The sequence below is a fragment of the Bradyrhizobium sp. 149 genome (assembly GCF_023073915.1).
Lineage (GTDB): Bacteria > Pseudomonadota > Alphaproteobacteria > Rhizobiales > Xanthobacteraceae > Bradyrhizobium.
On record NZ_JADPKK010000023.1, the window covers coordinates 853,250 to 867,892 of the forward strand.

A 14,643-nucleotide genomic window follows, 5' to 3' on the forward strand; every position below is an offset into this window, starting at 1 on the left:
AATGAAAGAGGGACCACTTGATGCGTTCGATGCTGTTCGTGCCGGGCGACTCCCCGCGTAAATTCGAGAAGGCCAGCGAAGGCAAGGCCGACGCGCTGATCATCGATCTCGAAGACTCCGTCGTCACCGACAAGAAGCCGGAGGCGCGCGGGTTGACGCTGGCGATGCTGAAAGGTTCTCGCGGCCGCCATCAGCTCTATGTCCGCGTCAACGCGCTCGACACCGGCATGACGCTCGCTGACCTCGCCGCCGTCATTCCAGGCAAGCCCGACGGCATTGTGCTGCCGAAATCGCAAGGCGGCGACGACGTGCGGCAGATCGCGAGCTGGCTCGAAGCTTTGGAAGTTGCGGCTGGTCTCGCAATCGGCTCAACGCGCATCGTCTGCGTGGCGACGGAAACCGCAGGATCGATCTTCGGGCTCGGCAGCTACAAGGGCTGCTCCCCTCGCCTCGCGGGCCTGATGTGGGGCGCGGAAGATCTTTCGGCCTCGCTCGGCGCCACTGAAAAGGCGTCAGGCGGCGTGTTCCACAGCCCTTATCGTCTGGCCCGCGATCTCTGCCTCATGGCGGCCGCTGCGGCCGAGGTCGCGCCGATCGACACCGTCTATACCGACATCGACAATCTGGCTGGGCTGGAGCAGGAAACGCGCGCCGCGCGGCGCGATGGATTCTCGGCGAAGGCGCTGATCCATCCCAAGCACGTCGACGTGGTCAATGCGGCATTCGAGCCGACCGAAGCCGAGCGCAATTGGGCGGAGAAGGTGATCGCGACGTTCGCGAACAATCCGAATTCCGGTACGCTGCGCCTCGACGGTCAGATGATCGACAAGCCGCATCTTCGCGCCGCGAGGAAAATCCTCGGCCAGCCCTAGATCAGGTTGCAAGCCTCACCACGATCGTTCGCCAAGCCGCAAACGTCCTGGAGATCATGGAAGGTGCCGGAGGTGGCCGCGCTGATCGCTCGGACTGTCGACCGATTGCGGCCGAAGGCAGCGGCCTGAGCTGACCTCAGTCAAATCCCTGAATCGGCGGCGGCGTGGTCTGCGCAGGCACCGCAGGAACAGCTTGAACGGGCTGCACCGCAGGGGCGGCTTGAACCGGCGGATTGCCGGCAGCTCTCATCTGGCCGTTCGCATCCATCGCCTCGCGTGCGCGCGGCGGAACGCCGGTCGCGGTTGCGCGGTAGGCTTCGCGGCGCGGCGGCTGCCGGTGTCTCGCCGAACGTGAACCTCTCACGCCCCAGGACCGGGCGATTGCAGGCCCGGCGGTATAACCGACCACCGCGCCGGCGACGGCGCCGATCGGGCCCAGCACGACGGCGCCTGACACGGCTCCCAATGCCGCAGCACCAGCTCGTTCCTGTGCGGCGGCGCTTGCAGGCACGCTAGCCAGCATCACGATGGCAGTGATCAGAGCCTTGTTCATCGGAGCGTCTCCCTCACGGGAGTGACTCATACTTAAATATGGCTGCACGAAGTTAGTTCGTTGCCCAACGCAGGGCCATCGCCGCTGGAACTCCGGCAATTCAAAGGCCTCTGTTTCAGAACGTCGCCGAGGCGGCGGGGCCGACGGCCACCGCCACAATCAATCAGACGATCTTGATCGACATGTCCGGCAGGCCCTCGAGCTTGCACAGCAGCACGTCGCCCTTCACGACCGGACCGACATTCTCCGGCGTGCCGGAATAGATGATGTCGCCGGCCTTGAGTTCGAACGCTTCCGAGAGCTTTGCGATCTGCTCGGCGACGCTCCAGATCATCTTGCTGAGATCGGAGTTCTGCTTCACCTTCCCGTTGATCGCCAGCGAAATCGCGCCGTTGTCGAAATGACCGGTCTTGCTGGCCGGGTGGATCGGGCCGATCACCGCGGCGTGGTCAAAGCTCTTGCCGATCTCCCAGGGCTTCTTCTCCGCGGCCATCCCGTTCTGGAGATCGCGCCGGGTCATGTCGAGGCCGAGCGCGTAGCCATAGACATGATCGAGCGCCTTCTCGGCCGGGATGTTGGAGCCGCCGGACTTCAGTGCGGCGACCAGCTCGACCTCGTGATGATAGTTCTTGGTCAGCGACGGATAGGGATGATCGGCGACCTCGCCCACAGCGACGTTCTGGATTGCATCGGTTGGCTTCTGGAAGAAGAACGGTGGCTCGCGGTTCGGGTCCGAACCGCGCTCGATCGCGTGCGCCGCATAGTTGCGCCCGATGCAGTAGATGCGGCGGACCTGGAACACGCTGGTTTCGCCGACAATCGGGATGGTGACCATCGGCACCGGGAAGAGCGGCTTCGGCCCCGCCTGCGCCGCAGCCGGCACAACTTCCGCGATCGAAGCAGCACTTGCCGCCGCAGCAATTGCGAGCAGCTCACGCCGCGTTGGTGAGGTCTCTTTCATGATTTGTGCTCCCTTTTATGTTCGTTGGGCGCGTCATGCGTGCCGGCCCGCCTGATGGTCGATATTCAGTATGCCAGCAACGCTGGACTGGCACGTCCTCTCATTGTGAGAACAGGCCGCCTGCGGCCGAGCCTTCCAAGCCAGCGCCCTTAGCCCTAGCATGGAACTTGCATAAATTCTGGGCGACAGGGACGCCGCATGAACCTCATCAGCCTCGACATCCGCATGCTCCGGTCGCTGATCTCCGTGGTCGAGACCGGCAGTATCACCGAGACTGCGCGTCGGCTGGGCCGCACCCAGCCGGCCATCACCCTGCAATTGCAGCGGCTGGAGGAGCTCACCGGCAAGCAGTTATTCGAGCATGCCGGCCGCCGGCTGACACTGAGCGAGGACGGCACCACGGTTCTCACCTACGCCAAATCCATCCTGCGGTTGCATGACGAATTGATTTCGCAGCTGGCGTCACAGGAGATCGAGGGTCAGGTCGTGCTCGGCACGCCCGATCTCTATGCCGCCTTCATGCTGCCGCAGATCCTCAGCGTGTTCCGTAAATCCTTCCCGCGCGTCCAGGTCGAGCTCAATTGCGCGCTCTCGACGCCGCTGGTCGGTCTCGTCAAGCGCGGCGATGTCGACATCGCGCTCGTCACCCGCATGAACGATTTTACCGGCGGCCAGGTGGTGCGGCGCGAGCAACTGGTCTGGATGACGGGCGAGCAGTCCGCCGCGCACCAGGAACGGCCCATTCCGCTGGCGCTGCTGCCGCCTGGCAACATCTATCGCGACTACGCGATCGACGCGCTGGAACGCGCGAATTTGCGCTGGCGCATCGCATGCGTCAGCGAAAGCGTCGGCGGCCTCCAGGCGGCGGCCTTCGCCGGCATGGCCGTGACTGTGCTCGGCCGCAGCGCGCTGGTGCCGGCGATGCGCGCGATCGGCTCGAACGAGGGCTTGCCGCCACTGCCGAAGATCGAGCTGCTGCTGTACAAGTCAAGCGGCGCGACCTCGAAGGCGGCAAACGCGTTGCACGATTATCTCGCGCATTATCTGCGCCTCGACGAAGAGCTCAGCGGCCGCGGCGGGCCGATCGAGCTATCGTAGTTTCCGCCTCCTAGCGCAATGCCATCTGCGGCCAGAATTTGGCCCAGGGTTGCGCAGCCTCGAATGCAGCGGCGATCCGGAAGATCGTGGGCTCGTCGAGCCAGGGGGCGACGATTTGAAGGCCGATCGGCATTCCATCACGATCGAAGCCGCAGGGCAGCGTCGCCGCCGGAAGGCCGGCGAGATTGATCGGCCAGGTGAAGGGCGACCAGCCCAGATGCGGATCGACCTTGCTGCCGTCGACTGTGTCGACACCGATCCGGCCGGCTCCGAACGCGGTCACCGCCACCGTCGGCGTTACCAGCGCATCGACGCGCTCGAAAAGCTTCAGGAAGCCGCTGCGAACCCGGCCGCGGCGATAACCCGCTTCGACATAGTCCGTGCCGCTGTAGCGGCGGCCGGCACGGATGACATCAAGATAGTCTGGTTCGGAGCTGGCGAGATCGACCGTGCTCTTGGTCTCGACCGCGGCCGCCTGTTCGGTAAAGGCGATCGGCTTCAGCGTGTGCTCCAGGATACCGGGATCGAGGCCAGGACCATCCATGGTGACCTGCGCGCCGCAAGCGTCGAGAATGACCAGCGCCTTTCCGAACGCCGCGCGCACCTCGGGGCTGACGGCGGCGTAGCCGAGATCGACGCTGGCGCCGATACGAATGCCGTTCAACGGCTCGGCATTCGTATTGAATCGCCGTGCCGCCACCGGCAGGCTTGCGGGATCGCGTAGATCGTAGCCGGCGATGATCTCCAGCGTCAGCGCGGCATCCGCAACCGTGCGCGTGATCGGCCCGGTATGCGCGAGCGAGCCCCAGGATGGTGGCGAGAAGCCGGGTGAGCGCGGCACGAGGCCAAAGGTCGGCTTCAGGCCGAACACACCGCAAAAGGACGAGGGCACACGGATCGAGCCGACCCCATCGGTGCCGATCGCGATCGGACCGCAGCCGGCGGCGACGCCCGCCGCCGCGCCGCCGCTCGATCCGCCGCTGGTGCGACCGGGATTCCAGGGATTGCGCGTGGTGCCCGTGACCGGGCTGTCCGCCGTCAGCTTGTAACCGGACTCGCAGGTCGTCGTCTTGCAGGTGACGATCGCACCCGCCGCCTTCAGCGCCGAGACGACCGCCGCGTCGACATCGGGCACGAATGCATGGTTCATCGGCGAGCCGCCATAGGCCGGCACGCCCGCGACAAACACAAGGTCCTTTATCGTGACGGGTACGCCGGCGAGCGGTCCCTTGGCATCGCCGGCGCGCATCTCCCTGGTGAGACGATCGGCCTCCGCCCTCGCCTGCTCGTACATCGGCGTCACCACCGCGTTGCAGGTCTCGTTCGTCGCCTCCAGCGCGGCGATGGTATCGTCGACGACATCGCGCGGGGTGAATGCCTTGCGCCGGTAGCCGGCCATGATCTCGGTTGCGGAAAGCGAGCCGAGGCCAGTCGGCGACGGCGGGAAGGCCGTTCGGCCGGAACCATCAGTCATCATCAACCCTAAAAGACTAGCTGAGCGCCGCGTCGACGGCACGCTTGGTCATGACCGTGACGAGATGCGCACGGTAGTCGGCTTCGGCATGGATGTCGGAGGTGAGACCGTCGGTGTCGATCTTGATGGCCGCGATCGCAGACGGATCGAAATTTTGCGACAGCGCCTCCTCCATCGGGGGCACGCGGAACACGCCGGAGCCTGCTCCGGTCACGGCCACGCGAACGCCCTCGGCGAATTTCGCGACGAACACGCCGACCAGCGCATAGCGCGACGCCGGCGCCTTGAATTTTGCGTAGCCGGCCTTGAGCGGCACCGGAAAGCGGATCGCGGTGATGATCTCGCCAGGTTCAAGCGCGGTCTCGAACAGGCCGCGGAAGAACCCGTCAGCCGCGATCTCTCGTGTGCTGGTGACGATGGTCGCGCCCAGGCCGAGCACACCTGCCGGATAATCGGCCGCCGGATCGTTGTTCGCGACCGAGCCGCCGATGGTGCCGCGGATGCGTACCGCGGGATCGCCAATCATCGACGCCAGTGCGGCCAGACCGGGAATCCTTGCCTGCACCAGCTTCGAGGCAGCCACCACCACATGTGGCGTCATCGCACCAATGGTGATGGTGGCGCCGTCATCGGCGATACCCTTGAGGTTCCCGAGCCTCGACAGGTCGATCAAGGCAGGCGGACTGGCCAGCCGCTGCTTCAGCGTCGGGATCAGCGTCATGCCGCCGGCGACGAGCTTGCTGTCCTCGATCGAGGTGAGCAGCTTCGCAGCATGGGGAATCTGGTCCGGCTGGTGATAGGCAAACGGTTTCATTGTTATCCTCCCTATTCCGCAGCGACGGGCAGCGACGCGTTCTGCAGCAGGCGCCAGATCCGGTTCGGCGTCGCCGGCATGTCGACATGGGTGACGCCGAGATGCGATAGCGCGTCGACCACGGCGTTGATGATGGCAGCGGGAGAGCCGATGGTGCCGACCTCGCCGCAGCCTTTCACGCCCATCGGCGTGTGCGTGCACAGCGTCGAATGGGTCGCGATCTTCATCATCGGCATGTGGTCGGCGCGCGGCATGCAATAGTCCATCAGCGAACCCGACAGCAGCTGGCCGGAGCCCTCGTCATAGACCGCGTTCTCGTACAGCGCCTGGCCGACGCCCTGCACGATGCCGCCATGCAACTGCCCCTCGACGATCATCGGGTTGATAACCGTGCCGACGTCGTCCACCGCGGTGTAATTGACCAGCGTCACCGTGCCGGTTTCCGGATCGACCTCGACCTCGGCGATGTGGCAGCCGCCGGGATAGGTGAAGTTGACGGGATCGTAATAGGCCTGCTCTTCCAGCCCCGGCTCCAGCACTTCGAGCGGATAGTCATGCGGCACGTAGGCGGCGCCCGCGATCTCCTCGAACGTCTTGGCGCGGTCGGTGCCCGCGACGGAGAATTTTCCCGCCTCGAACTGGATATCCACTTCGGCCGCTTCAAGCAGATGTGCCGCGATCTTCTTGCCTTTCGCGACCACCTTGTCCGTCGCCTTCGACAGCGCCGCGCCGCCGACCACTAGCGAACGAGAGCCATAGGTGCCCATGCCGAACTGCACGCGGTCGGTATCGCCGAACACGATGTCGACATTGTCGAACGCGACGCCGAGCTTTTCCGAGACGATCTGCGCGAACGTCGTCTCGTGGCCCTGGCCGTGATTGTGGGTGCCGATCATGACGGTCACCTGGCCGGTCGGATGCACGCGGACCGTGGCGCTTTCATAGAGCCCGCCGCGCGCTCCCAATCGTCCCGCGAAGCGCGACGGCGCAAGGCCGCAGGCCTCGACATATGTCGAGTAGCCGAGCCCGCGGAATTTGCCCCTGCGCGCCGATTCTGCCTTGCGGATGCCGAAGTTCTTGACGTCGGCCGCGACGAGCGCGCCGTCGAGACACCCCATCGGATCGCCGGAATCGTACTGCACCAGCACCGGCGTCTGATACGGATAGGCCTCCTTCGGAATCATGTTGCGTCGGCGGATCTCGACGCGGTCGATACCCATTTCGGCTGCCGCGACGTCGACGATACGCTCCAGCACGAACGTGGCCTCGGGCCGGCCCGCGCCGCGATAGGCGTCGACCGGAACGGTGTTGGTGAACACTACCTTCACGTTGCAGTAGATTGCCGGCGTGGTGTAGACGCCGCCGAGCAGCGGACCATAGAGATTGGTCGGAATGTTCGGTCCGAAGGTCGAGAGATAGCCGCCCATATTGGCGAGCGTGTTGACACGGAAAGCGAGGAATTTTCCGGTCTCGTCGAGCGCGAGCTCGGCCTCGGTGACGTGATCGCGCCCGTGGCGATCGGAGACATAGCCCTCCGACCGGCTCGCCACCCATTTGATCGGCCGCATCACGCGTTTGGCGGCCCAGGTGATCACGGCCTCCTCGCCGTAGTGGAACTGCTTGACGCCGAAGCCGCCGCCGACATCGGGCGCGACCACGCGCAGCTTGTGCTGCGGAATGTTCAGCACCAGCGCGCCCATCAGGAGGCGCACGACGTGCGGAAACTGGCTGGTGGTCCACAGTGTGAAGCGATCGGTGCCGGGCTCGTATTCGGCGATCGCCGCGCGCGGCTCCATCGGGTTGCCGATCAATCGGTTGTTGACGAGGCTGAGCTTTGCGACGTGCGCCGCTTTCCGGAAGGCGGTTTCGACCGCGGCCTTGTCGCCGAGCTCCCAATCGCAGCAGATGTTGTTCGGCACATCGTCGAACAATTGCGGCGCGCCCGGCCGCACGGCTTCGAGCACGCCGACCACCGAGGGCAGTACCTCGTAATCGACCGTCAGCAGCTCGGCCGCCGCGCTGGCCTGCGCCGGCGTCTCCGCGATGACGAAGGCCACCATGTCGCCGACGAAGCGCACCTTGCCCTGTGCCAGCATCGGGAATGGCGGCTCCTTCATCGGTACGCCTTTGGCATCCGAGATGCCCCAGCCGCAGGGCAGCGAGCCCAGCTTGTCGGCCGCGGCATCCTCGCCGGTCAGGACCGCGATGACACCGGGCGATGCGAGTGCCGCACTCTTGTCGACGCCGCGCAGCATCGCGTGTCCGTGCGGCGAGCGCACGAACACACCCGCGGTCATGCCGGGACGTTTGATGTCGGAGACGTAATTGCCGCGGCCGGTGAGGAAGCGCTGGTCCTCTTTCCGCTTCGGCGAGGCGCCGATCCCGATCACATTGCCCATGGTCACTCTCCCTTGGCGGCGTTCATGGCGACGGCGCCCGCCATCACTGAGACCACGATGTTCTGATAGCCGGTGCAGCGGCAGATATTGCCTTCGAGGCCGTGGCGGACGTCGGCTTCCGTCAGGTCCGGCTTCTCGGTCGCGAGCGCCACCGCCGTCATCAGCATGCCCGGCGTGCAAAAGCCGCATTGCAAGCCATGGTGTTCGCGAAATGCTTCCTGCATCGGATGCATCTGGTTCGAACCGGGCACGCCCTGGAGCCCCTCGATGGTGAGCAGCGTCGCGCCGTCGAGCGCGGGCGCCAGCAGCGTGCAGCTCTTCACCGGCAAGCCATTGAGATGCACGACGCAGGCGCCGCACTGGCTGGTGTCGCAGCCGATATGCGTGCCGGTGAGATTGAGCCGCTCGCGCAGCAGCTCGGCGACGAGCGTCGCCGGCTCGGCATCGACAGTGGTTGGCCGTCCGTTGAGTGTGAAGGATATCTGCACGATCATACTCCTGTGCGCGACGGGTCTTTAGGCGAGTGGAAGTGCGCTGCCGGTGGCCCAGGTGGCCAATACGACGTCGCCGACGGTGAAGGGATCCGCGAAGAAGGTCTTTTCCGGCACGTAGGCGACGAACGCGTCGTCCGGCACGGTGTCGAGCATGACCTTGACGAAATAGCCCTGGTATTCGATCGCGAGCACGCGGCTCGGCAGCGAATTGGTGCAGCCCGGCGGCAGCTCTCTGCCCGGCCGGACCAACGCGACATCGTCGCGGCGCACGGCAATATCGACCTTGTCGCCGACGCTGACCGACGGCCGTCTCTGGAGTGGAACCTCGATGCCATCAGGCGCCGCCTGTGCCAGTGTAAAACTCGAGCCGTTGACCTTCTCAACCCGGCCCGACAGCACGTTCTGCCCGCCCATGAACTCCGCGACGTAACGATCGTGCGGATGGGCATAGACGTCGCGCGCCGCGCCCGCCTGCTTGATCTTGCCCTGCTCCATCACCACGACCAGATCGGCCAGTGCGATCGCCTCGAGCTGGGTGTGGGTGACGTGGATGAAGGTAATGCCGAGCTCCTGCTGCATCCGCCTGAGCTCCTGGCGCATCTGCACGCGGAGCTGCTCGTCGAGGGCGGACAGCGGCTCGTCCAGCAAGAGTACCCTCGGTTCGGTGATCGCCGCGCGTGCCAGCGCCACGCGCTGCTGCTGGCCGCCGGAGAGCTGCGCCGGCAACCGGTCGGCGAATTGCGTCAACCGCACCTTCTCGATCATGGCATCGGCCGCACGCAAGCGATCGGCCTTCGACATGCCGCGCACGCGGAGCGCAAAGGCGATGTTCTCGCGCACCGTCAGGTGCGGGAACAGCGCGTAGGACTGAAACATCATCGCGGTGCGCCGCTGCACCGGCGCGAGCCCGACCACGTTCTGCCCGCCAATCACGATCTCGCCCGCGCTCGGGTCCTCGTGGCCGGCGATCATGCGCAAAATCGTGGTCTTGCCGCAGCCGGACGGGCCGATGAAGCAGCAATAGGCGCCGTCGGCGATCTTCAGGTTGACGCCGTCGACCACATTGGTGACGCCGTCAAAGCTCTTGCAGACGCCTGCCAGCTCGATATCGCCGCGATCGCTCTTCATTCCCCGCTCAACCCTTTGTGCTGCTGCCGCGCTTCTTCTGGATCAGCACGATGCTGCCCAGGCTCGCGCCGATGACGATGAAGGAGACGATCGTCGTCACCGTGCCGAGCGCGTAGAGCGAGGGCGAGGTGACGTTCAGCGTCATGCTCCAGATCTCCAGGGGCAGCGTGTTCAGTGAGCCCGCGGTCTGCAGGCTGCGCGCGAACTCGTCGTAGGAAAGCGTGAAGCCGAACAGCGCGACCGCGACCAGGCCGGGCGCCAGCACCGGGATCATCACCAACCGGATCGACTGCCAGCGGCTGGCGCCGAGGTCGTAGGCCGCCTCCTCCCAGACCTGGTTGAAGCGCGACATCACCGCAAACATCACGAGCACGCCGAACGGCAGCGTCCAGGACAGTTGCGCGCCGAGCGCCGAGGTGTACCAGCTCGCGTTCAGTCCGAGCGCCTGGAACAGCAGGCCGGTGCCAAGGCCGAGCACGAGACCCGGCGCGACCAGGCTGCCGATCATCATGTAGAACACGACGGTGTCGCCGCGAAAGCGCCTGCGAAAGCCGAGCCCGGCGAGGAACGAGACCACCACCGTGATGGCAGTGACGATAATTGCGAGCTTGATCGAGCGATCGAACGAGCCCTTGACGTCGCCGGTCCGCACCTGGGTGAAGAGGTCGACAAACCAGTGCAGCGAAGTGCCCTTCATCGGGAAGACGAGGCCGCCGCGGATATCCTGGAATGACAGGATGTAAATGCAGAACATCGGGCCGTAGAGCGCGAGCACGTAGAACGCGAACAGCGTCGCCAGCACGTAGAACGTCCAGGGCCGCTGCCCGCGGCTCGGCGCGATCGCCTTCGTCGTCGCCGGCGCGACCGTCTCGGGCATGTCGGCAAGAACCGCGCTCATCGCGTGATCTCCTGGCGGATGTCGACGGTGCGCAGGATCAGCGAGACGATCGCGACCAGCGCCAGCGTCAGCAGCACCGCGCTTGCCGCGGCGGTCGGATATTGCAGCACACCGACGTCCTCATAGAACGCGCTGACAACCGAAGCAGAGCCGCCGCCGGACATCACCTTGACCACGAAGAAATCACCCATCACGATGGAGACGACGAAGATGGTGCCGAGCGCGATGCCGCTCTTGGACATGGGCACCACGATCAAGCGCATGATGTCGAAGCGGCTGGCGCCGGCATCGATGGCGGCCTCGATCAGCTTCTTGTCGATCCGCGCCATGGAATTGAAGATCGGCACGATCATGAAGATGGTGAGCTGATGGACATAGGCGATGACCACCGCAAGGTCGGAGAACAGTAGCACCTCAAGCGGCTGGCGGATCATGCCGAGCGCCAGCAGCGCCTGATTGATCAGGCCCTCCTTGCCGAGCAGCGGAATCCAGGAAATCATCCGGATGATGTTCGAGGTCCAGAACGGCACCGTGCAGAGCAGGAACAGACCAATCGCCAGCAATTGATTGCGGACATGGAAAACCAGGAAGTACGCGACGAAGAAGCCGATGATCAGCGTGAAGATCCAGGTCAGCACCGTGAACTTGATCGTCGCCAGATACAGCTTCAGCGTGAGCGCCGAATGCAGCACATCGATGTAGCTCGCCAGCGTGAAGTCGGGCGTCAGCCCGCCAAAGCCGTCGGTAGCAAAGAAGCTCGCGGCCAGCACGACCAAGATCGGCGCGACGAAAAACGGCACGAGCACCAGCACAAGCGGCGACACGTAGAGCCAGCCGGCGAGATTTGCGCGTGATAGAGTTTGACTGGACTGCATATCGGCAAACGCCTCGAAGTCGGTCTTTTGGCACCGGCGCGTTGCCGCGCCGGCGCTTCGTTCACGTCAGGGAAGCAGGTTTCAGGCCACCTTGAAGTCGTTCCAGCGCTTGTTCATGTAGGCGGCTTCGTCCATCAGCGTGTTCCAGCACGAGATGTTCTTGACGCGGTCAAGGAACGAGCCGCCGTCACGCTTGGTGCCGGTCTTCTCCATCGGCACGCCATAGGGGTCGTTGACCACCTCGGGCGCGGGCTGGCCCTCGTACCAGAACGCCCATTCGGCCGGCGTAAGGAATTTCTTCGCAGTCGAGGGGACCGGGCTGTAATAGCCGTAGCGCGCGACGAAACCGCCCTGCCAACCCGACAGATACCAGTTGAGATATTCGTAGGCGGCGTCGAGCTTCTTGCCGGAGAGGTGCTTCATCAGGCCCATGCCGTTGCACCAGCCGCGATAGCCTTCCTTGCCGTTCTTGATGTTGACCGGCGCGTAGACGCAGGGGATTTCTTTCACGCGCACCGCGGCAACCGCCGGCGACCACATCGACTGGATGACCACTTCGCCCGCCGCCATCAGCTGTACCGACTGGTCGAAGGTGGTCCAGGTCGCGCGGAACTGGCCCTGCTTCTTGAGCTCGATCAGCTTGTTGCAGGTGAAGTCGATCTCCTCCTTGGTCATGTTGCCCTTGTTGCCGTACTTGATCAGCCCGGCGCTTTCGAAGCAGAGCGCAGCGTCCATGATGCCGATCGCGGGTACGTCGAGGATCGCGGCCTTGCCCTTGAATTTCGGATCGATCAGATCCTTCCATTCTGTGACTTCATGGCCGACGAGGTCGGGGCGGTAGCCGATGGAGTCGGCGTTGTAGACCTGCGGCAGGAAGGTCGCCCATTCGGTCACGCCGTCGTTCAAATCGGTCGAATCGGGCTTGGCGATATACATCGCCTCGTAGGGCGAGATGCCCTGGCGCGGAATCTTATGGCCGTCGATCTCGCCCTTGGTGAAGATCGGCAGGATGTTGTCGAACTCCTTGATCTTCTTGACCTCGATGCCCTGGATCACGCCGCGCTTGGCGGCGAGCTTGGCCTGCCAGCCCTCGATATCGGCGATGTCGACCGTATTGGGCTGGCTTATGAAGCGGTTGATGGCGGCGGAGGTATCGAGGTTCTGCATCGTCACCTTGAAGCCGAGATCCTTGGCCGCCTGGTCACCGATGGCCTTCACCACCGAATAGGACACGCCGACATGGCGCAGCTCGATGTCCTTGATCTCCTGCGCCCAGATGGTCGGGAAGCCGCGGATTGCGTCCGATCCTGCGGCCGTGCCGGCCACCGCCGCAGCGCCCTTCAACAGCGTGCGCCTGCTCAGCTTTTTCGCAGGCTTGTCGCTCGTCCCCGCCGGATCGGCAGTGGATGTCCCCTTATCCCTGTCAAGCATGGCAACCCTCGTTGGCTACAATGAACGCTGCGCTCCGGTCGCCATTGACCGGCTGCGGATGTGATCAATTGCGGGCGAGGCTATGGGCGGGATGTTGTGAAGTAAAATTGGAAGTAAAAATTCGCCGCATAAACGCGGCTAATGGTTCGCCCCGCTGCATCGGCTTTTGGCAGCGCGCATAAGAAGGCGTCAGGACGTGCATACAAAAACGATAGCTTCGAACGCGCGGGCCGGCTGGCGCGGCAGACGTGATGAAGGCGGTCCTCAGGACCTGAGCTGGGTCCGCGCCGTCTCCGGCGCGATCAGCGTTGCGATGATGGTGATGACCGACAGCGCGATGATGTAGACCGACACGGCCCAATAAGAACCGGCCCATGCCAGCAGTGCTGTCGCAATCAGCGGCGAGAAGCCGCCACTGAGCGCGGCGGCAACGTTGGCTCCCAGCGATGCGCCGCTGTAGCGCACCTGGGTGCGGAACAGCTCCGGCATGAAGGCCGCCTTCGGGCCGAACAGCAGCGCATGCGTCAGTGTCATCGTGACGACGAGCGCGAGCGTGATCAGGGCCGGCTCCCTGGTGTCGAGGAGCCAGAACAGCGGAAACGCCAGCGCCACCGAGAACACGCCGCCGGCGAGATACAGCGCCTTGCGGCCGAAGATGTCGGACAACCAACCGGCGAGCGGCAGGGTCGCGAGCTCGACGAGCGCGGCATAGACCACCGCATTCAGGATCACCTGCCGCGGCAGGCCGAGCTGCGTGGTGGCATAGACCACAGTGAAAACGGTGAGGAGATAGGCGAGCCCGACTTCGGACACCGTGATGCCGATTGCGAGCAGGAAGCTGCGCCAATCGCGGCGCAGGACTTCCAGCGCCGGCCGCGCCAGCACCTCCCTGCGCTCGACCACCTCCTTGAAGTGCGGCGTCTCCGCGAGTTTCAGCCGCACGATGAAGCCGAGGCCGACGAGCAAGATGCTGATCAGGAACGGCACGCGCCAGCCCCAGCTGAGGAAATCCGCTTCGGGCAGCTGCGTCATCAGACCAAAAATGCCGGTGGAGGCGGCGACGCCGACGGGGAAGCCGATCTGCACCAGGCTGCCGTACAAGCCGCGGCGATTGCCGGCGTGCTCGGCCACCATGACCACCGCGCCGCTCCACTCGCCACCGAGTCCGATGCCCTGGATGAAGCGCAAGATGACGAGGAAGATGGGCGCCCAGACGCCGATCTGGCTGTAGGTCGGCAGGCAGCCGATCAGGAACGTGCCGAGTCCCATCGCGATCATGGTCGCGACCAGCATCTTCTTGCGGCCGAGCCGGTCGCCGTAATGCCCGATGATGGCACCGCCAATCGGCCGCGCGACAAAGCCGACCGCATAGGTCGAGAACGCGGCCAGCGTGCCGACGAAGGGATCGAAGCTCGGGAAGAACAGCTTGTTCAGCACCAGCGCCGCTGCCGTCCCGTAGATCAGGAAATCGTACCACTCGATCGCGGTGCCGAGCGCGCTCGCCCACACCACATGCGCCGTCGTCGATTTCTCCGCCGCCGCGGAGACCCCCGATACTGCCGTCATGCCACGCCCCAAGATTCCCGGACGGCATCATGGCCAATCACGATGGCGGTTGCAACCTGCGGAGGTATCGCCTCTCGCAG

At 64.6% G+C, this 14,643-nt stretch carries 13 protein-coding genes; 2 read left to right on the plus strand and 11 right to left on the minus strand.

Features of this window, described 5'->3' with window-relative positions:
- The first annotated feature begins 20 nt into the window (after positions 1-20).
- Positions 21-872 (plus strand): CoA ester lyase, encoded by an 852-nt coding sequence (locus IVA88_RS31830; protein WP_247501127.1) that lies wholly within the window; start codon positions 21-23, stop codon positions 870-872.
- Between the two features lie 136 nt (positions 873-1,008).
- Here the strand turns inward: IVA88_RS31830 and IVA88_RS31835 are convergent, their stop codons facing one another.
- On the minus strand, positions 1,009-1,425 hold the full coding sequence (locus IVA88_RS31835; protein WP_247501128.1) for a hypothetical protein: 417 nt from the start codon (positions 1,423-1,425) through the stop codon (positions 1,009-1,011).
- A gap of 163 nt (positions 1,426-1,588) precedes the next feature.
- Positions 1,589-2,386, minus strand: a complete 798-nt coding sequence (locus IVA88_RS31840) for a fumarylacetoacetate hydrolase family protein (protein ID WP_247501129.1) — start codon at positions 2,384-2,386, stop codon at positions 1,589-1,591.
- 198 nt (positions 2,387-2,584) lie between these two features.
- Here IVA88_RS31840 and IVA88_RS31845 point away from each other — a divergent pair, with 198 nt between their 5' ends.
- Positions 2,585-3,484 carry a LysR substrate-binding domain-containing protein gene (locus tag IVA88_RS31845; protein ID WP_247501130.1) on the plus strand — a complete coding sequence of 300 codons (900 nt, stop codon included), beginning with the start codon at positions 2,585-2,587 and terminating at the stop codon, positions 3,482-3,484.
- 10 nt (positions 3,485-3,494) lie between these two features.
- Here the strand turns inward: IVA88_RS31845 and IVA88_RS31850 are convergent, their stop codons facing one another.
- From IVA88_RS31850 to IVA88_RS31890, 9 genes are all read right to left on the minus strand, one after another.
- Entirely contained in the window at positions 3,495-4,958 is a 1,464-nt protein-coding gene (locus IVA88_RS31850; protein WP_247501131.1) for an amidase family protein, read from the minus strand.
- A gap of 16 nt (positions 4,959-4,974) precedes the next feature.
- On the minus strand, positions 4,975-5,772 hold the full coding sequence (locus IVA88_RS31855; RefSeq protein WP_247501132.1) for a xanthine dehydrogenase family protein subunit M: 798 nt from the start codon (positions 5,770-5,772) through the stop codon (positions 4,975-4,977).
- Positions 5,773-5,783: 11 nt separating this feature from the next.
- Positions 5,784-8,171 carry a xanthine dehydrogenase family protein molybdopterin-binding subunit gene (locus IVA88_RS31860; protein ID WP_247501133.1) on the minus strand — a complete coding sequence of 796 codons (2,388 nt, stop codon included), beginning with the start codon at positions 8,169-8,171 and terminating at the stop codon, positions 5,784-5,786.
- 2 nt (positions 8,172-8,173) lie between these two features.
- Positions 8,174-8,665, minus strand: a complete 492-nt coding sequence (locus IVA88_RS31865) for a (2Fe-2S)-binding protein (RefSeq protein WP_247501134.1) — start codon at positions 8,663-8,665, stop codon at positions 8,174-8,176.
- Positions 8,666-8,686: 21 nt separating this feature from the next.
- Positions 8,687-9,793 carry an ABC transporter ATP-binding protein gene (locus tag IVA88_RS31870; RefSeq protein ID WP_247501135.1) on the minus strand — a complete coding sequence of 369 codons (1,107 nt, stop codon included), beginning with the start codon at positions 9,791-9,793 and terminating at the stop codon, positions 8,687-8,689.
- 7 nt (positions 9,794-9,800) lie between these two features.
- Positions 9,801-10,691, minus strand: coding sequence for an ABC transporter permease (locus tag IVA88_RS31875; RefSeq protein ID WP_247501136.1), 891 nt, complete (start codon positions 10,689-10,691; stop codon positions 9,801-9,803).
- Positions 10,688-11,566 (minus strand): ABC transporter permease, encoded by an 879-nt coding sequence (locus IVA88_RS31880; RefSeq protein WP_247501137.1) that lies wholly within the window; start codon positions 11,564-11,566, stop codon positions 10,688-10,690. Before IVA88_RS31880 ends, IVA88_RS31875 begins: the two co-directional genes overlap by 4 nt.
- Positions 11,567-11,647: 81 nt before the next feature.
- Positions 11,648-12,997: an extracellular solute-binding protein gene (locus IVA88_RS31885; RefSeq protein WP_247501138.1), complete on the minus strand. Its 1,350-nt coding sequence runs from the start codon at positions 12,995-12,997 to the stop codon at positions 11,648-11,650.
- Between the two features lie 264 nt (positions 12,998-13,261).
- Positions 13,262-14,563, minus strand: a complete 1,302-nt coding sequence (locus IVA88_RS31890; protein WP_247501139.1) for an MFS transporter — start codon at positions 14,561-14,563, stop codon at positions 13,262-13,264.
- Between the last annotated feature and the right edge of the window lie 80 nt (positions 14,564-14,643).